General features: G+C 50.1%; 16 protein-coding genes. 2 read left to right on the top strand and 14 right to left on the bottom strand.

Going from position 1 to position 20220, the window contains the following annotated elements; genetic code table 11:
- Positions 1-111: 111 nt before the first annotated feature.
- Complete coding sequence (locus AC1RVX_RS04260) at positions 112-2463, bottom strand: YgiQ family radical SAM protein (protein ID WP_493215336.1); 2352 nt, start codon at positions 2461-2463, stop codon at positions 112-114.
- A 345-nt stretch (positions 2464-2808) separates the two neighbouring features.
- Here AC1RVX_RS04260 and dcd point away from each other — a divergent pair, with 345 nt between their 5' ends.
- Both dcd and AC1RVX_RS04250 read left to right on the top strand, forming a co-directional pair.
- Positions 2809-3375 (top strand): dCTP deaminase, encoded by a 567-nt coding sequence (gene dcd, locus AC1RVX_RS04255; RefSeq protein WP_186945400.1) that lies wholly within the window; start codon positions 2809-2811, stop codon positions 3373-3375.
- Positions 3375-4295 carry a glutaminase gene (locus tag AC1RVX_RS04250; RefSeq protein WP_493215335.1) on the top strand — a complete coding sequence of 307 codons (921 nt, stop codon included), beginning with the start codon at positions 3375-3377 and terminating at the stop codon, positions 4293-4295. Before dcd ends, AC1RVX_RS04250 begins: the two co-directional genes overlap by 1 nt.
- Positions 4296-4384: 89 nt before the next feature.
- On the opposite strand, the gene AC1RVX_RS04245 is transcribed toward AC1RVX_RS04250, so the two are convergent.
- The 13 genes from AC1RVX_RS04245 to hscB form a co-directional block, all read right to left on the bottom strand.
- A complete protein-coding gene (locus tag AC1RVX_RS04245) occupies positions 4385-5833 on the bottom strand; it encodes a DUF1501 domain-containing protein (RefSeq protein ID WP_493215334.1) in 1449 nt (482 codons plus the stop codon).
- 13 nt (positions 5834-5846) lie between these two features.
- Positions 5847-8333, bottom strand: a complete 2487-nt coding sequence (locus AC1RVX_RS04240; protein WP_493215333.1) for a DUF1800 family protein — start codon at positions 8331-8333, stop codon at positions 5847-5849.
- 318 nt (positions 8334-8651) lie between these two features.
- Positions 8652-9578, bottom strand: a complete 927-nt coding sequence (locus tag AC1RVX_RS04235; RefSeq protein WP_493215332.1) for a flagellar brake protein — start codon at positions 9576-9578, stop codon at positions 8652-8654.
- A 164-nt stretch (positions 9579-9742) separates the two neighbouring features.
- Entirely contained in the window at positions 9743-12013 is a 2271-nt protein-coding gene (locus AC1RVX_RS04230) for an Orn/Lys/Arg family decarboxylase (RefSeq protein ID WP_493215331.1), read from the bottom strand.
- Positions 12014-12329: 316 nt separating this feature from the next.
- Positions 12330-13118, bottom strand: a complete 789-nt coding sequence (locus AC1RVX_RS04225) for a MipA/OmpV family protein (protein WP_493215330.1) — start codon at positions 13116-13118, stop codon at positions 12330-12332.
- A 15-nt stretch (positions 13119-13133) separates the two neighbouring features.
- Positions 13134-13703, bottom strand: a complete 570-nt coding sequence (locus tag AC1RVX_RS04220) for a DUF4337 domain-containing protein (protein WP_493215329.1) — start codon at positions 13701-13703, stop codon at positions 13134-13136.
- 7 nt (positions 13704-13710) lie between these two features.
- Positions 13711-14193 carry a dihydrofolate reductase gene (locus AC1RVX_RS04215; RefSeq protein WP_493215328.1) on the bottom strand — a complete coding sequence of 161 codons (483 nt, stop codon included), beginning with the start codon at positions 14191-14193 and terminating at the stop codon, positions 13711-13713.
- 30 nt (positions 14194-14223) lie between these two features.
- Complete coding sequence (locus AC1RVX_RS04210; protein WP_493215327.1) at positions 14224-15018, bottom strand: thymidylate synthase; 795 nt, start codon at positions 15016-15018, stop codon at positions 14224-14226.
- Positions 15019-15169: 151 nt separating this feature from the next.
- Positions 15170-16783: a sensor histidine kinase gene (locus tag AC1RVX_RS04205; protein ID WP_493215326.1), complete on the bottom strand. Its 1614-nt coding sequence runs from the start codon at positions 16781-16783 to the stop codon at positions 15170-15172.
- Positions 16784-17128: 345 nt separating this feature from the next.
- Positions 17129-17320 (bottom strand): Fe-S cluster assembly protein IscX, encoded by a 192-nt coding sequence (iscX, locus tag AC1RVX_RS04200; RefSeq protein WP_493215325.1) that lies wholly within the window; start codon positions 17318-17320, stop codon positions 17129-17131.
- A gap of 65 nt (positions 17321-17385) precedes the next feature.
- A complete protein-coding gene (gene fdx / locus AC1RVX_RS04195) occupies positions 17386-17724 on the bottom strand; it encodes an ISC system 2Fe-2S type ferredoxin (RefSeq protein WP_493215324.1) in 339 nt (112 codons plus the stop codon).
- A gap of 52 nt (positions 17725-17776) precedes the next feature.
- Positions 17777-19642, bottom strand: a complete 1866-nt coding sequence (gene hscA, locus AC1RVX_RS04190; RefSeq protein WP_493215323.1) for a Fe-S protein assembly chaperone HscA — start codon at positions 19640-19642, stop codon at positions 17777-17779.
- 71 nt (positions 19643-19713) lie between these two features.
- Entirely contained in the window at positions 19714-20217 is a 504-nt protein-coding gene (gene hscB / locus AC1RVX_RS04185) for a Fe-S protein assembly co-chaperone HscB (RefSeq protein ID WP_493215322.1), read from the bottom strand.
- Positions 20218-20220 lie beyond the last annotated feature (3 nt).

Below are 20220 nucleotides of genomic sequence, written 5' to 3'. Positions count from 1 at the left end.
TGATTGATTCTACATCAGTGGTAAAGCATGGAAAGAAAATGCAGAAAAAAAGCTGTGTTATTCAACACAGCTTTGATTTTTGTCTAATGTCTGACAAGCCATAGCGCAAATTTAGCGCCGCCCGGATTTGCTGCTGGCGGTTACTTTGGGTTTGCTTGATTTGTAGGCGAGGGCGGGGCGACCTGCCGCAGGTGCAGCAGTGTTGGCGGCGGTTTTTGCTGTTGCTTTGATAGCAGGTTTTACCCCTGTACCTGTAAGCGGGCGCGTGGCGGGTTTTTTGCCAAAGGTGTCGATCTTTGGTGCCGCGACACGCCGGCCATTTGCAACACCACTTTCGTCAATGGTGATAGGAATATGGGGTTGGCGGGATGGGATCAAATGGCGTGGTCCGCTACCGATCAAATCACGTCTGCCCATGCGCTGCAGGGCTTCGTGGATGATTTCCCAGTTTTCCGGTGCATGGTAGCGCAACAGCGCCTTATGCAATTTGCGCACCTTGCCTGAACGAGCAGTTTCTACCACTTCAGAATCCGCAGTCACTTTCTTCAGTGGATTCTTGCGTGTGTGGTACATGGTGGTGGCAAGCGCCATCGGTGTTGGCATGAAAGTCTGCACCTGATCCAGCTTGAAGTCATTTTTCTTGAGCCAGATAGCCAGATTGACCATGTCTTCATCGGTGGAGCCAGGATGGGCGGCGATAAAGTACGGGATCAGATATTGTTCCTTGCCAGCTTCCTTCGAGTACTTCTGGAACATGGCCTTGAATTCATCGTAGCTGCCTATGCCGGGCTTCATCATTTTAGATAAGGTATCGGCTTCTGTATGTTCAGGTGCAATCTTCAGCAGGCCACCGACATGATGAGTCACCAGTTCCTTCACGTATTCGGGCGAGCGCACCGCCAGGTCATAGCGCAGACCCGAACTGACCAGTACCTTCTTGATGCCTGGCAGGGTGCGCGCCTTGCGGTAAATCGAAATCAGCTTGCTGTGATCGGTGCCCAGGTTCGAGCAGATGCTTGGGTACACGCAGGACAGGCGACGGCAGGATTCTTCTATCTTTTTATCCTTGCAAGCCAGGCGGTACATGTTGGCAGTTGGACCGCCCAGATCGGAAATCGTACCGGTGAAGCCTTTGACTTTGTCGCGGATTTCTTCTATCTCGCGCAAAATCGACGGCTCAGAGCGGCTTTGTATGATGCGGCCTTCATGCTCGGTGATGGAGCAGAAAGTGCAGCCGCCAAAGCAGCCGCGCATGATATTCACCGAGAAGCGTATCATTTCCCACGCTGGTATGCGTGACTTGCCATAGGCAGGGTGCGGTGCACGCGCATAGGCGCGGTCATACACGCCATCCATCTCATCCATTGCCAGCGGCAGTGGTGGTGGGTTCAGCCATACATCGCGGTCACCATGGCCTTGCACCAGCGCTTTGGCATTACCGGGATTGGCTTCCAGGTGAAACACGCGCGAGGCATGGGCATACAACACGGCATCGTCCTTGACTTCATCAAAGGAGGGCAGGCGTATGACGGATTTGTGCTGTTTGTTGCGCAGCATGATTTGACGTTCTTCCCGGCTCATGATGCGTATGGCCTGCTGTTGAACGACATCTATTTTTAATTCTTTGATGGTGCTGTCCGGCGCCGTTGCATCTGTGCTGCTGGTGGCGCATTTGGCATCTTTTTCCGGCGTCATCGCATATGGGTCGGTATGCGCCTCGAGTTTGCCAGGGGTATCGATTTTGACGGAATTGATTTCTGTCCATTCTTCATCCGGTAGCCAGCCGCGCGGTACCATAAATGCAGTACCACGCAGATCGCGAATGTCCTTGATTGCTTCGCCCTGGGCCAGCCGGTGAGTCAGGTCGATCAATGCCCGTTCTGCATTACCGAACAACAGAATGTCTGCTTTTGAGTCTGGTAATACTGAGCGGCGTACCTTGTCAGACCAGTAGTCATAATGGGCTATGCGACGCAGGCTGGCTTCTATGCTACCGACCACGATATTGGCATCAGGGAAGGCTTCACGTGCACGTTGGGCATACACCACCAGTGCACGGTCCGGGCGTTTGGTGCGGTCGCCATCGGGCGTATAGGCATCTTCTGAACGTATTTTCCTGTCTGCCGTATAGCGATTGACCATGGAATCCATATTCCCGGCAGTGATGCCGAAATACAGGTTCGGTTTACCCAGCTCACGAAATGCCTCGGCAGATTGCCAGTCAGGCTGGCTGATAATGCCAACACGGAAACCATGATGTTCCAGCAGGCGGCCAATCAGCGCCATGCCAAAACTGGGATGGTCGATATAGGCGTCACCTGTTACCAGGATGACGTCACAACTATCCCAGCCCAGCGCATCCATTTCGGCGCGTGACATGGGTAAAAAGGGCGCAGTATTTTTTCCGCCGACTTCAGGGCGGAAACGCGGGAATGAGAATAGGTTTTTCGGCTGAGCGTTCATGGGCGGAATTGTACCGGAAACCTGTTTGTTTTGCTCGCATCAAAGGAAATTCTTCTGAAAAATCAAAAGCTTGCATGTAATTGGCGTGATTTATTTGTTAATTAATTGCCCTTGTTGGTTGAAAGTCTGTCCGTGTGATTGTTGAGAATAGAAGACTCGTGGAATTGTTCTTTGTTTTAAGACGATATTGCTCTTGTGTTGCGAAAATAGATATTGCACTAAGCAGTACTGTCAGGCTGACGTCAATTTTTTCGAATTTGTTTGTGTTTTTCAGGGCTAATTCCATATTAGATGCAGGTGTTTTCGCGTAAAATCGCGCCAATATCAATTTGGCAGGGGAAGTAGATGAGTATCAAATCAGACAAGTGGATACGCCGCATGGCGGAGCAAACCGGCATGATAGAGCCGTTCGAGCCAGGGCAAGTACGGGAGCGTGATGGCAACCGCATCGTCAGCTATGGCACGTCTTCTTATGGCTACGATATTCGCTGTGCCGATGAATTCAAGATTTTTACCAATATCAACAGCACCATCGTTGACCCAAAAAATTTCGATGAAAAGTCTTTCGTGGACTTCAAGGGAGATGTCTGCATCATCCCGCCGAATTCTTTTGCGCTGGCCCGCACGATGGAATATTTCCGCATTCCGCGTAGTGTATTGACGATTTGCCTGGGAAAATCAACGTATGCACGTTGCGGCATCATCGTGAATGTCACGCCATTCGAGCCTGAATGGGAAGGTTATGTCACGCTGGAATTTTCCAACACCACGCCGCTACCAGCCAAGATTTATGCTGGTGAAGGTTGCGCCCAGGTTCTGTTCTTTGAGAGTGATGAAGTATGTGAAACCTCATACAAAGACCGTGGCGGCAAATACCAGGGACAAGTTGGCGTAACTTTACCGAAAACCTGATGCAGCCTGATTACACCGCAATCCTCGAGACGATTTTTGCGGAAGTTCAACCCCTGTTGTCGCAAGGGAAGGTTGCTTCGTACATTCCGCAATTATCCAAAGTATCTGCCCAGCATTTTGGCATGGCAGTGTATTGCCTTGACGGTCGTACCTATTCTATAGGTGATGGTCAGCAAAAATTTTCGCTGCAAAGCGTGACAAAGCTGTTTGCCCTGGCGCTGGGGTTTGCCCGCGAGGGTGATGCGATCTGGGAAAGGGTGGGGCGTGAGCCTTCTGGCAGCCCTTTCAATTCGCTGGTTCAGCTTGAATATGAAAAAGGTTTGCCACGCAATCCCTTTATCAATGCTGGTGCGCTGGTGATGACGGATATCCTGTCTGAGCGCTTTGTTCAATCTGATATTGCCGTTTTGCAGTTTGCCCGTACCATCGCCGATGAAATCAGTATTGACTTTGATATCGCAGTCGCACAGTCAGAACGGATGACGGCACACCGGAATTATGCCATCGCTCATTTGATGAAAGATTTTGGCAATTTGCATAACCCGGTCAAGGCGGTGATCGACAGCTATTGCAGGCAGTGCTCAATTACCATGACCTGTGCTGAACTGGCCAAAGCGGGCAGCTTTTTGGCTAATCACGGTACGATACCCTGGAGTGGTTTGCAAATACTGGACCCCAGTTCAGCCAAGCGCTTGAATGCGCTGATGCTGACTTGTGGTACTTATGATGCTGCGGGAGATTTTGCTTATCGTGTTGGCTTGCCAGCCAAGAGTGGCGTCGGTGGTGGCATACTGGCCCTGGTGCCAGGTGAATTGGCCGTCGCGGTTTGGTCGCCGGGTCTGGATGCGACCGGTAATTCACTGGCAGGTATCTACGCGCTGGAGCGGTTTACTACACTGACGGCCAGATCGATTTTCTGATTTTTGCCGGTAGATACCAAGGCATCTGCAATAAAACAGCCCCTGTTGCACATATACGCGCAACAGGGGCTGTTTTGTCTGCATGTACTTTACAGAAAACCCAGGTTCCGGGTGGAGAAATTCTGTATGTTTGGAAAGACATCATTGATTTGTGATGTACTGAGGCCAAACCAGTTAGCCAGTGTTGCTCCATATTGATCAACTGAAATCTGCGGCAGCAGGCTGCCAGAACCCACGTCCAAAGTGTGTTTCAGGCCTGTGACTGGAAAATCGCCATAAATATTTTTACCCTTGACTGCGCCGCCGATGACAAAATGATGCGAGCCCCAGCCATGATCGGTGCCATCACCATTGCTGGTAAAGGTTCTGCCAAAATCGGAAGCAGTAAACATGGTCACCTGGTTGCGCATGTCCGTACCTTGCAAATTACTCATGACGCCATCGAAATAAGTAATCGCATGCGATAGTCTTGCCATCAGGTCGGCATGCGCTGTGCGCTGGAAATCGTGGGTATCAAAACCACCCATGCTGACAAAGAATACCTGGCGCTGGGCGCCAAGGGCGCTGCGCCCGGCAATGATGCGGGCCACGGTTTGCAACTGCGAAGCCAGACTGTTAGTTGCCAGTGCACCATTGTTGGGATTGGTATATTGCGTAGGATTTGGCACCCCGGTCCCGCCTGCCGCTGCCATGGCTGGGCTGAGCAGGCTTTGTGCATTGATGGAACGATTGGTGACACCAGCATGTTCTTTCTGGAACAGGTTGCTGCTGTCTGCAGTAATGATGGACTTTAGCGGATTGCCTGCCGTGGTAGAACCAAACAGTGCACCGCTCAGACCACCTATCGGTACCGCACCTGAAGAACTGACCTGATATTGATTGATGGTACGGCCAGATAAAAATACGGCATTACCCGAAGCAGAAATAGCGGTAAACACTGGATAGGCATTGCTGGCGGCCAGCAGATCACCCATTCGTCCTCCCCAGCCGTAAGCAGCGCCTTCAGGTGCATATGCCTGCCACAGCGACTGTTGGTCATTGTGAGAAAACAGCTTGGGCGGTAGTGGAACACTGGCGGCCTTGTATTGCTGCAGTGTTGTGGGCACGATCAATGGTCCCACATTGCTGACGATGGCAACGCGACCGCTGTCAAACAGCGTTTTTAGAGAGGCCAGGTTGGGATGCAAGGCAAAACTGCGTCCTGCCTGAGCGGTGTTGGGAGTGATAGGGAGCACACCACCGTTGCTGCCGACAGGTGGTAATGCAATTGACCCTGCTTCGTTAGTGGTGCGGACGGTGGTGTACTGGGTCCAGGAAGTACTGTCGGTTGCCAGCACTGTGTTGGCGTGATCGTTTGCACCATACATAAACAGGCAAATCAGCGCCTTGTAGCCGCCGGTCGATGTCTGTGCTGCGGCAGACCCCATGGTTGCCAGGTTCAAGGCAAACGGAAGACTGGCACTGCCAATGGTACCCGCTGCACCCAAGGCAGATGAATAGCGTAAGAACTGGCGGCGCGAGGCATTAACTTTGGTCATATTGGCTCCCCTTTTATTTTTGAACCAGATATTCAGGTGATGCCATCGTCAGGAATGTCGCCAGATAAACCCGGTTCTTTTTCGCTGCATCTGCATTGGCAGTGTTATTGGTAGGAATGGTGACTGAATTGACCGCAGTCAGTATCTGGCTACGCAGACCGCTACTCATTTGATTAGCCATCAGCAATAAATTCAATTGATCCAGCATTTGATCCGGTGTCGCTGCCAATGCAATCAAATTGGTATAGTCGGCCTTGACATCACGTGAGGAGCCGGTACCGTTTGGAATGATATCGCGCATGAAATTCAGATAGCCAACTACCGAGGTTTCGGCAGTGATCTGCATTTCTGGTGAAACCAGTCCAGCAGTTGCAAGGCTGGTGTTGGGCGGTACATAACCGGGACGGTAGAAATTGAAAACGGTGGGTGAACGCATTGGTGTTTCTGACAGACCACTCAGCGGATCGTCCAGACTGGTCATCAGGAAACGGCCGGAAGTTGAACTGACATTGAAGCTGCGCATCCAGTTGGCGAGCCGCAATATTGGTTCTCGCAATTTGCCAGTGTTGGCATAGGCCAGTGTGGCGTCATTACGTGCTTCGTTGTCCATTAATATTGCTTTGATGACGGCGCGCATGTCACCTCTGACACCCTGGCCATTGTTGTTGAAGGCGGCGGCGACACGTGACACATATTGCGGACTGGGGTTGCTGGTTACCAGACGTTGTATCAATTGTTTGCCAATGAACGGACCGACATTGGGATGGTTGAACAGGGTATCCAGTGCCGTTTTCAAACTGGCTTCCGGATTGGGGGCAGATTGCGCAGGAATGGTCGTGCCCAGGAAGGTTTTGGCTGAAACCGAATGGTATTTGGGGTAACTCTGCATAGGCATCCAGTCCCGGTTAGGGTCGGGATTGCCACCAAAGAAACGGGTATCAGTCTTGTCTGGGCCGGCCCAGCTCCAGCCGGTGAAGACCTTGGCCATACCGCTGATGTCGGCGCTGGAATAGGTTTCCACTGGCTTGCCAGCATTCAGCACATAACTGCCGTCCTGATTCAACTGATACAGACCTATGGTAAATAGCTGCATGACTTCACGTGCATAGTTTTCATCTGGTGTCTGGGTGCCAGATTCTTTCTGGTTACGCAGGGAAGTCAGGTAAGTGCCCATCATAGGATGCAAGGTCACAGATTCCAGCAGATTGCGGAAATTGCCGAATGCATTGGCACCCAGCGTATCGTAGTAAGAGGCAACGCCTCGCGGATAGTTGGCTACCGTGCTGTCCTGGAACGAGATCACAAAAATTTGCGATAGGGCAAAGGTGGTACGCTGACGTAATTGATCATCCCCTTTGATCGCTTGCTGCCAGAAGGATTCAAAGAAATTGTTTTGACTCAGGTCGCTCAAGCCATTGATGAAGCCCGCTGCCTGGGCATCCATATAACTGCGATGCAGCTTTTGTGGCATGGCAAACTGCTTGTCTATCCAGTCGCTATAGTTGCTGTTGGTCAGGCTGTTGATATCAGTGTTGGTGGCACCAAAACTGGCTTGCGCCAGAAAGCGCGAGGCCTGCGTTGGTGTAGGGGCTGCATTGCCAGTACCAGACTGAAAGCCTATCAGTGACTGTATCAGGCCATTGGCAACACTGGTGTCGTTGGCAGATATGGTTGCTGCCAGCGTCATTCCCTTGCTGATGGAATCTTCGGTCTTGATGTAACTAAGGCCCTGTTGAACGGCAAAATTCTTGGCAACACTGTCTTTGTTGTCCAGCAGGCTGCTGATCCAGCCATACACGGGGTCGCCAGCATAGCCATGTGCTGCAATCAGCATGGAACGCACCACATTGCCACGACTTACTGTGCCATTTGCCAGGCCATTGACCCAATAATCCAGTCCCGCTTGATCTGGGGGAGTGCGACTCAATACGTTTTTGTACACTGCCGTCACGAAATCGGTATTGGTCGTGTTGGGCAAATAACCTGTCAGTGCACCATCCTGGATGGCAGCAATGTAGAAAGATTCGCCTATCTTTTCTATAGGTACGCCACTCTTGAACTGATTAATCCAGTAAGCCAGTCCATTGGCATCAGGAATCCGGTTGAAGTAAGCAACGTAGAGTTCAATAATGGCGTTCAGGTCAGTTGCCGAGATGGTTGTCGACAGGTCTGCAATAATCAGGTTGACGGATACATCCTTGAACAGTAATTGCTGAATATTGGAGGCAATACTGACCGTACCATCACTGCCTACATTGTCTTTGACCGTATAGCCGCCAGTGACCTTGGTAACGGTGTAGTTGGATCGGTTGCCATTGAAGCTGACTGTTGTTCCCGACACCACAGGAGCAGGCGCAAACAAGCGTTCAAGCACGCTTGGGGCAGCAGGGGGGGGATTATTCGCACTGTTGGTTTTTTCATCGCCTCCACAGGCGCTGAGCACCAGAATGAACAGGGCGAGAAAGTAATGTTTGCTAGTCATGAGCCGGATAGGTGGCATGGTAACTCCTGTTTATCCATTCCGGAGAATTTCATTTGGGAAAGCCAATTCTAATCCAAGGGTCTTTACGTCATCACCATAAAGTGTAACAAACGGTGAGGTTTTGCTCAAACTGATGGGGAGTGTAACAAGGCGTAAGCTGATGGAGGTGATTGACGAATATTCTGGCAGTAGCAAGAAGCTTTGCTCGCCTTGACGTCTGGTGTCGGCTGGTGACAACAAATCGTGCCGTATGTATCAGCTCAGATAGTTTTCGCTTGTAACACGATGTACCTGCGATAACTATGCTTGCACAATCTTGTTGAATTACCGCTTGCCTTAATCCATTTCCGCCAGAGTTTGATGAACAAAGGCCGAAAGTATCAGTTTTGATTGTGCCGATACGTCGACGAATTCAAAACCGTGCCTGAATTCCAGGCCGTTCTCAGTTGGTGCCTGTGAGCGCAAAATGAAATTGAGAGTCAGGTATTCATCATTTCCTGCTGCACTGACCTTGAATTTGATGATGCCCATATCTCCCTTTTTGCCCAGTGCTTTTTTTATCACGCCTGATGCGCCACCCATACTGAGATCCCCCAGCGTCGCCGCAGCAGTTTGCTCAGGATCACCTATGGTGACAGAAGCAATGATCTTGACCGATGCGCGAGACCCCTGGCGTATGGTCGAGCAACGCACTTGCTTGGGGTAGGTAATATGCAGATAGGGATGGGGGGTATAGACAGATTTAATAGCAGATGCAGTAAAGGCATACGCTCTTTTGCCAGGAAAAGCGCGGACAATAAAGGTCTGGCCATCCCGGATGATGACGGATTTACCATCGATTGTAGGTGCAGTAATCAGAATGGACATGTTTTTGACAAAACCGATCAGTTTCACCGTATATCTGGTGGCGGCATTGTCGTGAACTTGCAGATACAGGGTTTCGCCTACATTCCAGCGCACACTGTCAAGTTCCATCAATGTGTCTTTGTTTGATTCCTGCTGTGGGGCAGCGCTGGCAGTTGAACCGGGTTGGGGTGATGCAGATCGCGACACGGGTGTCAGCTTTGAGGGAATGGTGTCCCACATGGCATCCGGATTGCAATAGCCATGCGCAAGCAAGCCTTCCAGCTGATTCTGCGTTTCTACTTTAACACCCGAGGCCATCAGCAAATGCCCCTGCTCATCATAGATGGGCCAGGGTACGGTCTGACCTACGCTGATTCCAGCGTGCTTGATCGGCATTAGTCCTGTTGCACTACCCATGTCCTGTTTCCGTAGTCTGAATTGTCGTTTGATTGTATATCGAAAACTATTCTATATTAAGACCCATGTTGCCACTTTGAATAATAAAAAAGCACTTATCGACTTATATAAGCCGATAAGTGCTTTAAAATCGCTACGATAATCTTGCTGGGCAGATATTAGTCTTATTTACCTGCTTCGGCGCTTGCCTTGACGCAGTCAACAAAATACCCACGTTTGCCATCTATTTCAGCCTTGACCAGACCGTGGCAATCGGTTTCAAACCCAGGGAATTTTTCGTTGAAATCACGTACAAAACGCAGATAATCAACAATGGTGCGGTTGAAGCGTTCACCTGGAATCAGTAACGGAATGCCGGGTGGGTACGGCGTCAGCAAAATAGCGGTGACACGACCTTCCAGTTCATCGATGGAGATTCTTTCGGTTTCCCTGTGGGCCATCATGGCAAAAGCATCTGAAGGTTTCATGGCTGGCTGCATGTCAGACAAATACATTTCTGTTGTCAGGCGTGCCACATCATGGCCTTTGTAGGCTTCATGTATTCCCTGGCACAGGTCTTTCAAGCCCACACCTTCATAGCGAGGGTTTGCCGCAGCAAATTCGGGCAAGATGCGCCACATAGGCTGATTCTTGTCGTAATCATCCTTAAATTGTTGCAAGGCTGTCAATAATGTATTCCAGCGGCCTTTGGTGATGCCGATAGTAAACATGATGAAGAAAGAATACAGACCGCATTTTTCAACGATAACGCCATGCTCGGCCAGGTATTTGGTGACAATAGAGGCCGGAATGCCAGTCTCACCAAATTTACCTTCCAGCGACAGGCCTGGCGTGACGATTGTGGCTTTGATCGGGTCGAGCATGTTGAAGCCCGGTGCCAGTTTGCCGAAACCATGCCAGTTATCTTCGGCACGTATCATCCAGTCTTCGCGTGATCCTATGCCGTCTGCGGCAAATTCTTCCGGTCCCCAGACCTGGAACCACCAGTCCTTGCCCCATTCCTGATCTACCTTGCGCATGGCGCGGCGGAAATCCAGTGCTTCAAGTATGGATTCTTCAACAAGTGCAGTACCGCCTGGCGCTTCCATCATCGCTGCTGCAATATCGCAAGACGCAATGATCGAATATTGTGGAGAAGTCGATGTATGCATCAGATAGGCTTCATTGAAGCTATCACGATCCAGCTTGCGTGACTCTGATTCACGTACCAGAATTTGCGAAGCCTGTGAGATGCCGGCCAGCAGTTTGTGTGTGGACTGTGTCGAGAAAATCATCGATTTTTTTGCGCGTGGCCTGTCTTTGCCGATGGCATGCATGTCTTTATAAAAGTCATGGAAGGTCGCATGTGGCAGCCAGGCTTCGTCAAAGTGCAGGGTATCGATTTCACCATCCAGCAAGTCTTTTAATACTTCGACGTTGTACAGCACGCCGTCATAAGTCGATTGGGTAATGGTCAGGATGCGCGGCTTTTTGTTCTTGGCTTCACGGGCAAACGGATTGGCTTCTATCTTTTTCTGTATGCTCTCCATGCTGAATTCTTCCAGCGGGATAGGCCCGATAATACCGAGATGATTGCGTGTCGGCATCAGGAAAACCGGGATCGCACCACACATGATAATAGAGTGCAAAATGGACTTATGACAGTTACGATCGACCACGACGATGTCGCCGGGGGCCACGGTAGAATGCCAGACCATCTTGTTGGACGTTGAGGTGCCGTTAGTCACGAAATAGCAGTGGTCGGCATTGAAAATACGTGCAGCATTGCGTTCGGACGCAGCAACCGGGCCGGTATGATCAAGCAATTGGCCCAGTTCTTCTACGGCGTTACACACGTCGGCACGCAGCATGTTTTCACCAAAAAACTGGTGGAACATCTGGCCAATCGGCGACTTCAGGAAGGCTACACCACCGGAGTGGCCAGGGCAGTGCCAGGAGTAAGAGCCATCGTTCGCATAATGTACCAGCGCACGGAAAAACGGTGGTGCCAGGCCATCCAGGTAAGAGCGGGCTTCACGAATGATATGGCGCGCCACGAATTCTGGCGTATCTTCAAACATGTGAATGAAGCCGTGCAGTTCACGCAGGATATCATTCGGGATATGGCGTGAAGTGCGGGTTTCGCCATACAGGTAAATCGGGATGTCCGCATTCTTGTAGCGGATTTCTTCGACGAAGGCGCGCAGGGATTTCAATGCGTAATCGGTTTCTTCGTCGGTACCATCACCAAATTCTTCATCGTCAATCGACAGGATGAAGGCAGACGCGCGTGATTGTTGTTGGGCAAACTGGGACAGATCACCATAGCTGGTGACGCCCAATACTTCCATGCCTTCAGATTCGATGGCATCCGCCAGGGCGCGTATGCCCAGGCCTGAAGTATTCTCGGAACGGAAATCTTCGTCGATGATGACGATGGGGAAGCGGAATTTCATGGAGGTCTCCAAAAAAGCTTGTTACAAGGGAGACGCCTGGGCAAGTTAAATCAACCGCTTGCGCGCCGAAAAATTCAAAGAAGCGAATTCTCTCAGATATGTGAGGGCGAATGTGAAAAAATACGCAGGATTGACACAGGAAAAGCAAAATTTCATCTGATTGTCATCAAAACCTGGTTCGCGCCATATCTTGCATCGTCAAACTGGGGTTGATATGAATATTGTTTAAAATTCATGTTGCTTTTCATGCCATCGCATTAATAAAAAAGAGTGCCTGGTTTGAGGCACTCTTTTTTAGAACACATGCTGAGCGCAATCAGAAACGATAAGTCGCTGCTGAAAATACAGTGACAGGTGTTTTCTGGAAGACAAACGGACTCTTGCTGGCATCACCGTTCAGGCGGGTGACCGAGGCTCCAGTCGTAAGTGACCAATTGCCATCAATATTCCAGTGCCATGTTGCGCCCAGTTTGATGTCAGAAATGCCTGAAGACGGCGTATATTGTGCATAGCCACTAATGGCGGATTGCGAAGGTGTGACGCCAAAATACGATTGCATATAGGCTGTATTTGCCCAGTTGGCAGTCAAGCTGGCTGACAGTCGGTTTTGCGGATTCAATGCAGTCGTGGCACGACCGCCAAAACTGATTTGCAGGCCGTTGCGATCTACGCCAGAGCCATAACGGATGGATGAGGCAAGTGAATAATTCTGGTCTATATTGTAATTGACAAAAGCACCAGTTTCCAAGGCAGTATTGACATCGCCAAGACCACGTAACTTGGATGAGCGCGATTCATCGCGGGCCGCTTCCAGCGACAGGCGCAAGCCATATTGCAGGCTGGGGTTTTTTGAGAAATTATAACCAAGACCGTTTATAGCACTAAAAAAAGCACCATTCTTCCATTGCGCATCAAACACTGGATAGGCTGCCAGACGGTGTTCGTTTGAACCCGTATATTTAGGTATGTAGAGTGCAGCTGCACCCAAAGAAAAATTCACATCCTTGGGCAAATAGGGATAGGGCACCAATTGCACCAGTTGTGATGTCTGGGCTTGCGCTGTGCAGGCTGCCGCCAGCAATGCGATCCCGAGTATTTTTTTCATCTTTTTCTCACTCAATTAAATGTGGAACCAGGCAAGTCCTGCCAGAATAGTACCCACACCAGCTACCCCATAAGAGACATATTGCAACCACTTCTTTTTAGTCAGCAAGGTGATCGCTGCCAGCGAAATCGCAATTTGCACTGCAGTCATCGCTTGAGCCCAGCGGTGATGCTGATGTAATGCTGCCTCAGACCGGTGTTCCCATTCCTTGCTGTCTTCTTCCAAGGCTTCCGCTTGTTTCTTGATTTCTTCTTTTTCAGATTTGTAACGGGCTACTTCGGAGCGATATTTTTCTACATCGACGCCGGGCAATGCTATTGCCAATTCAGCCAGATTTTGCTTGTTTGACTTCGACTGATAAAAATTCCATTGATTTGATGCTTCAGTTTTTTTAATCGCTGACTCATTTTTAAACATGGCAGCATCATTCTGTGTTGCGCCGCCTTCATAGCCGAACAGGGCACCAACCGTTGCCATGATGGCAGTCATCACCGCAATTCTACTTGCAAAATCGTCATTGCCGTGTGCGGCATGCTCCAACTCATGGTCGTGCGGGCCGTGCACGTGAAAACCGTGTTCTGACATAGTAATCCTAAATCTTTTTGTAAGTCACAAAAGCAAAGTGTAAATTATTTTCTTCTGAGTAACATTCTTCTCTTGCTGTCTCTTTCCATACTAACGGATCAATGACGGGGAAAAAAGCATCACACTCAAATTCCTGTTGTATTTCTGTAACGATCAACGTATCTGCCAAGTGCAGGCTTTGTTGATAAATTTCTGCACCGCCGATAATAAAAGCATGATCGTCACCTGCCAGTACCTGCGCCTCATGCAGTGAAGCTACGCTTTCAGTGCCAGCATGTTGCCAGTTGTGGTTTCGCGTTACGACAATATTGCGTCTTTGTGGCAAAGGGCGGCCGATAGACTCGAAGGTCTTCCGACCCATGATAATGCAATGTCCGCTGGTAGTACGTTTGAAATGGGCCAGGTCTTCAGGAAGACGCCAGGGCAGGGTATTGTTAATACCAATACCGCGCTTTTTATCAGTCGCAACGATAATTGTTAATGATGACATAGTGATGAATCCCTTGGCTCTGGCTGAGACTCAGACTGCAACTGGCGCTTTGATGGCAGGATGAAACTGGTAGTTTTCAAACGCAAAGTCATCATATTGATAGTCAAATAAAGTGTCAGGTTGACGTTTTATCATTAGTTTGGGCAATGGAAATGTCTTGCGGGACAATTGCTCATTGACTTGATCCATATGATTTGAATACAGGTGACAATCACCGCCGGTCCACACAAAATCACCCACACCCAGGCCAGCTTGCTGGGCCATCATATGGGTAAGTAGGGCATAAGAAGCGATATTAAAAGGTACACCCAGAAAAATATCTGCACTGCGCTGATACAACTGACAAGACAATTTTCCATCTGCGACATAAAACTGGAATAGTGCGTGGCATGGCGGCAGCTTCATTTGCGGAATGTCGGCCACGTTCCATGCTGACACGATCATGCGGCGTGAATCAGGGTTATTTCTGATCTGATCCAGTACCTGTTTGATCTGATCTATATGCTCGCCACCAGGAGTGGGCCAATTGCGCCATTGCGATCCATACACCGGGCCAAGATCCCCATTTTCATCTGCCCATTCATCCCAGATAGATACACCGTTTTCCTTGAGGTATTTGATATTGGTTGAGCCAGCAAGAAACCAGATCAGCTCGTGCACAATGGATTTCAGGTGTAACTTTTTAGTCGTCACCAGCGGAAATCCCTCATTCAAGTCAAACCGCATTTGATAGCCGAAAACCGACAGGGTACCGGTACCGGTACGGTCAGTTTTGCTTGTGCCATGGTCTTTCACATGACGCATGAAGTCTAGGTATTGATGCATGAAGGGCGTAAATTGCTATGTTGTTCAAGACGGGCAGACTGAAACGAAAGTAGATATTTTGTTATGCAAAAGACTATATCGTTTTAATTCTTACAGCCCGTCAGTATACCTTAGTGAGGGGCAATTTAGCTTTAAGGGCTTAAGTTAACTTTTAGCGCTTGCTCAGCAGGGGATTGGCGGATTCTGGTTCACCAGGGGCAACAAGAGGTAATCTGATTTCAAAACAAGTGCCGACGCCAACTACGCTGGATGCGTGAATGCTGCCGCCCAGTACATTGGAGATGATGTTGAAGGTGATGCTGAGGCCAAGGCCGCTACCGCCCTGGCCGAATTTCGTGGTGAAAAACGGCTCGAAAATGCGATTGATGATATCGGCCGGTATACCTTTGCCATTGTCTTCAAAGATGATCAGGACTTGTTCACCCTGCTTTTCAGCGGTGCAACGCATGTGACCTTCTTCCTGGCCGTCGAGACCATGGGCCACAGCGTTATTGACCAGATTGGTGAATACCTGGCCCAGCAGGCCGGGGTAGCTGTCCAGTTGTATGTCGGCAGGAATATTCAGTTCAAGTGTGTACGGTGTTTTTCTGAGACTGGAATGCAGCAGGGCGGTCAGCTCTTGCAGCATGACCAGCAAGGCGAACTGGCGGCGCTGGGCGCTGGACTGATCTACCGCGACTTGTTTGAAATCGCCCACCAGATGGGCGGATTGCTGCAGGCCGCGCAATAAGAGTTTGGTAGAGTCGAGTGCGGTGGTGGCGTAACGCGTCAGATCAGAGCGACGCATTTTGCCTTCTTCCACCATTTTAACCAGAACGCGGGTTTCTTCTTCCAGCGTGCTGGCAACCAGCAGGCAATTACCTAATGGAGTGTTGAGTTCATGGGCGACACCAGCTACCATGGAACCAAGGGCTGCCATGCGTTCGACCCTGGCCAACTCGGCCTGGGCTGAATTGACGTTGCTCAGTGCGGCTTCCAGGTTTTGGTTGACGGTTTCCAGTTCCTGGGTTCTCTGCCTGACTTTGGATTCCAAAGTGCCCGAATATTCAAGCAATTGCTGGTTTTTGATTTCCAGTTCGCTGAACGAGCGTTGCAATGCCTGGCGTGTGGCTTCCAGGCTGGTTGCCAGATGGCCCAGTTCATCTTCGCGATTCAGGGCGATCGGGTCATTGAGTTCTCCGTTCGCCAGCCGGTCTGATTCACTCATTAAAATTCTGACCGGTTGTACCAGGCGCCACTGCAGCACAACGAGAATGAAAATGATGGCCAATATCAGGGACAAAACGGCGGTTGTGACATAACGACGGAAATCGGATGCCAGACTCTCTTGCAATAAATCTTCTGCCAGGGTCAGCCTGACCTGCCCAATGACTTGTCCGCCATGCTTGATTTCCCTTTCCATGCTGGTAAAGGGACCTTTCTGTGTTTGCTTGCGGGTGTCGTTCTTGATGAATTCTTTGCGGTCGGGCAGGGTGATGACTTCTATGGTCGCTACCCGGGGGTCGGAATACACCACTTCACTCGATATATTGGCAATTTCAGGTGTGATCTGCCACAGCGGTTCACTCAGGATGACGGACAAGATTTCAACCAGGCGGTTATGATCTTCTGCATTACGTACTTGTGCGGCGATCTCTATTGTATGCAGATGGTAGGGGATCAGGATGGCGGCAGGGACGGTCAACCCGAACACAACGGCAAGAATGATCGCAAGTCTGAGCGTAATTCTGCTGCGTAGTGAGGATAAGAGATGTCTAAACTGCATTCCAAGATCCTTGAGCAACACTTCCCGGTAGGTATAGTCAATTCAAGCAGGTGCCCATGCGCAACTGACAATCATTTATTGATCAGATACAGACAAACTCAATTAAGATTTTAATCTTACCGTTAAAATACTAAGAGTTTTTTTGCGTTTCAGCAAGATATCATTCTCGTGGGGAAAATATATTTTCAAATGCTGTGGGCTGGCAGGCACAAGGATGTGGGTAGATTGCGTTTGGGTAAGTGATTTACTTTGCCAGGGCGACGCAATCATAGAGCCTTTTAACCGTTAAATTTCGCACTTCCAATTTGATGGTTAGCAGGCACTTTGAGGAGGCAACTTGCTTTCCTATCTTTCTTCTATCCAGGCCATTTGTATGGCTTCCAGGATTTTTTCGCCGCCACGCAGGTGGTCGTCGTCAAAGTCTTCCAGTTCCACGATCCAGTTATGCAAATCAGTGAAGCGTACACTCATCGGATCAATGTCTGGAAATTTATCGCACAAGGCTTCGGCGATTCTGTAGGTGTCTGTCCATTTCATGGCGGGCTCCGGCTTGTTTGGGCCAGGTGATCTTGAGCCTGGCGTGTGTGCTTGTTTAATTTTGTTTAGTGGTTTTCGCGTGCGTGATTGATCGTATATTTGGGAATTTCGATGGTGATATCCTGTTTGCCCAGTTTGACCTGGCAAGACAGGCGTGAAGTTGCTTCCAGACCCCAGGCTGCATCCAGCAAATCTTCTTCATCATCAGTGGATTCATTCAGTGAATTGAAGCCTTCGCGCACTACCACGTGACAGGTGGTGCATGCGCACGACATTTCGCAGGCATGTTCGATTTCCACATCGTTTTCAACCAGAGCCTCACACAAGGATTTGCCTTCAGGCGCATCGATTACCGTGCCTTCCGGGCAAAGTTGAGGGTGGGGCAGGACTATGATTTGTGGCATGTTGTTCTCGTTAATTCAGTATTTTGATATGTGCGTGCTGTGCTGGGTGATTTCAGGCAATCTCATCCAGTCTTTTCCCGGCAAGTGCACTGCGCACGCTTTTATCCATGCGGCGTGCTGCAAATTCTTCCGTGCCTTGCGCCAGCTTTTCTATGGCTTCATGCAGTAACTGATGGTCTTTGCCATCCTTCAGACTGGTCACCTGTTCCATCAATGCTTTGATTTGCGCTTGTTCGGCATCGTCCAGTAGCTGGGCGTCGACATTCAAGGCTGATTGGGTGGCTAGAAGGATGCGTTCTGCTTCTACGGCTTCTTCACGCAGAGCACGTTCCTGCATGTCAGCATCTGCTGATGTGAAAGAGTCTTGCAGCATGCGGGTGATTTCGTCATCGGCCAGACCGTATGAGGGTTTGACTGTAATCGTCGCTTCCACGCCGGAACGCAGCTCGCGTGCCGAAACAGACAGCAAGCCATCTGCATCTACCTGATAGGTTATACGTATGCGTGCTGCACCTGCCGCCATGGGGGGGATGCCACGCAATTCAAAGCGTGCCAGAGAGCGGCATTCGCTCACCAGTTCACGTTCACCTTGTACCACATGGATGGCCATGGCTGTTTGCCCATCTTTGAAGGTAGTGAATTCCTGTGCGCGGGCGCAAGGGATGGTGGAATTACGCGGGATGACTTTTTCAGCCAGTCCACCCATGGTTTCCACGCCCAGCGACAATGGAATCACATCCAGCAATAACCAGTCATCGCCAGGGGCGCGGTTGCCAGCCAACAGATTCGCCTGTATCGCTGCACCCAGCGCCACTACCTTGTCGGGGTCAATATTCGCCAGCGGAGTGCTCTGGAAAAATTCACCGACAGCCTTGCGTACATGAGGCATGCGTGTTGCACCACCTACCATTACCACGCCATCGATATCATCCACAGTCAGGCCGGCATCACGCAAGGCTTTGCGACAAGGTGTGGTGGTTTTCAGTACCAGGTTTTGTGTCATCTCGGCAAATGCGGTGGCGCTGATCTGCAGATGTACAGATTCGCCAGAGTTCAATTTTGCATCAATGTAGGTGCTCGGTTTGCTCGATAAAATTTCTTTTGCCTCGCGCGCCTTCACCATCAGTGCACTGGTATCTTCGTCGGACAGCGGTGCCAGTTTGGATTCCTGCAAGATCCAGCAAAACAAACGGTGGTCAAAATCATCACCGCCCAGGGCGGAGTCGCCGCCGGTAGCCAGGACTTCAAATACACCTTTACTCATTTTTAAAATGGAGATGTCAAATGTGCCACCACCTAAATCGTACACTGCATACACACCTTCTGATGCATTGTCCAGCCCATAGGCGATCGCTGCAGCCGTAGGTTCATTCAGCAAACGCAAGACATTCAGTCCAGCCAATTTCGCGGCATCCTTGGTCGCCTGTCTTTGGGCATCATCGAAATAGGCCGGTACTGTGATGACGGCACCGACCAGATCGTCACCCAAAGCATCTTCTGCCGTTTGGCGCAGGGTAGCCAGAATTTGTGCGGACACTTCTACCGGACTCTTGATTCCGGCCACTGTTTTGAGTTGCACCATGCCGGGTTCATCATGAAAATCATAAGGCAGATTTTCAGCATAAGCGATGTCTTTCAAACCACGTCCCATGAAGCGCTTGACTGAGGCAATGGTGTTTCTCGGGTCATTGCTCTGTTCAGCCTGGGCCTTGAAACCGATATGTGCATGGCCATTCGGCAAATAACGTACTACTGACGGCAGCAGAGGCCGGCCTTCTTCGTCATTCAATACTTCAGGAATACTGTTGCGCACTGTCGCAACCAGAGAATTGGTGGTGCCCAGATCTATGCCTACTGCCAGTCTGTGCTGGTGTGGGGCGGTGGACATGCCAGGTTCTGAAATCTGCAGTAATGCCATGGTGAGGTGGGATGGCAAAGCATCCAAAAAGGACAAATCAGTATTGGACGGATTTGCCGGGTTATTCGAAATTACTCTTCGAGCGCAGCGATATCGGCAATAAATTTTTCCAGAAACATGCAGGCACGGATTTGCTGAGCGGCTTCTTGAAACTGGCCATGGTCCAGGGTGTCGCCAACAGTATGCAATTGTGTTCTTAGCGCACTGTTCAATTCGCGTTCCAGACGTAGCAGGGCAACCTCATTATTGTCGCGACGTGCATCGTCATAGGCTTCGCGCCATTCCATCTGCTGCATCAGGAAAGCGCCGGGCATGGACGTGTTGGATTCTGTCTGCAAGTCCACACCCTGCAATTCGCACAGATACCGTGCGCGTTTCAATGGTTTTTTCAGCGTCTGGTATGCCTCGTTTGCCCGTGTTGCCCATTGCATGGCGACTCGCTTTTCAGCTTCGCTGGCCTGTACAAATTTGTCCGGATGTACCTTGTTCTGCACTTCGCGGTAAGCTGCATCCAGTTGTCCCTGGTCGAGCGTAAATTGCTGCGGCAACTGAAATAGCTCAAAATGATTCTGCATCTG

This window comes from Undibacterium sp. GW821-FHT11B02, assembly GCF_058808955.1.
This window is presented reverse-complemented; position numbering and strand designations above follow the sequence as displayed.

Excerpts from the sequence above, each read along its gene's own strand:
- AC1RVX_RS04260 (WP_493215336.1), bottom strand. The coding sequence starts at position 2,463 with ATGAACGCTCAGCCGAAAAACCTATTCTCATTCCCGCGTTTCCGCCCT.
- dcd (WP_186945400.1), top strand. The coding sequence starts at position 2,809 with ATGAGTATCAAATCAGACAAGTGGATACGCCGCATGGCGGAGCAAACC.
- AC1RVX_RS04250 (WP_493215335.1), top strand. The coding sequence starts at position 3,375 with ATGCAGCCTGATTACACCGCAATCCTCGAGACGATTTTTGCGGAAGTT.
- AC1RVX_RS04245 (WP_493215334.1), bottom strand. The coding sequence starts at position 5,833 with ATGACCAAAGTTAATGCCTCGCGCCGCCAGTTCTTACGCTATTCATCT.
- AC1RVX_RS04240 (WP_493215333.1), bottom strand. The coding sequence starts at position 8,333 with ATGCCACCTATCCGGCTCATGACTAGCAAACATTACTTTCTCGCCCTG.
- AC1RVX_RS04235 (WP_493215332.1), bottom strand. The coding sequence starts at position 9,578 with ATGGGTAGTGCAACAGGACTAATGCCGATCAAGCACGCTGGAATCAGC.
- AC1RVX_RS04230 (WP_493215331.1), bottom strand. The coding sequence starts at position 12,013 with ATGAAATTCCGCTTCCCCATCGTCATCATCGACGAAGATTTCCGTTCC.
- AC1RVX_RS04225 (WP_493215330.1), bottom strand. The coding sequence starts at position 13,118 with ATGAAAAAAATACTCGGGATCGCATTGCTGGCGGCAGCCTGCACAGCG.
- AC1RVX_RS04220 (WP_493215329.1), bottom strand. The coding sequence starts at position 13,703 with ATGTCAGAACACGGTTTTCACGTGCACGGCCCGCACGACCATGAGTTG.
- AC1RVX_RS04215 (WP_493215328.1), bottom strand. The coding sequence starts at position 14,193 with ATGTCATCATTAACAATTATCGTTGCGACTGATAAAAAGCGCGGTATT.
- AC1RVX_RS04210 (WP_493215327.1), bottom strand. The coding sequence starts at position 15,018 with ATGCATCAATACCTAGACTTCATGCGTCATGTGAAAGACCATGGCACA.
- AC1RVX_RS04205 (WP_493215326.1), bottom strand. The coding sequence starts at position 16,783 with ATGCAGTTTAGACATCTCTTATCCTCACTACGCAGCAGAATTACGCTC.
- iscX (WP_493215325.1), bottom strand. The coding sequence starts at position 17,320 with ATGAAATGGACAGACACCTACAGAATCGCCGAAGCCTTGTGCGATAAA.
- fdx (WP_493215324.1), bottom strand. The coding sequence starts at position 17,724 with ATGCCACAAATCATAGTCCTGCCCCACCCTCAACTTTGCCCGGAAGGC.
- hscA (WP_493215323.1), bottom strand. The coding sequence starts at position 19,642 with ATGGCATTACTGCAGATTTCAGAACCTGGCATGTCCACCGCCCCACAC.
- hscB (WP_493215322.1), bottom strand. The coding sequence starts at position 20,217 with ATGCAGAATCATTTTGAGCTATTTCAGTTGCCGCAGCAATTTACGCTC.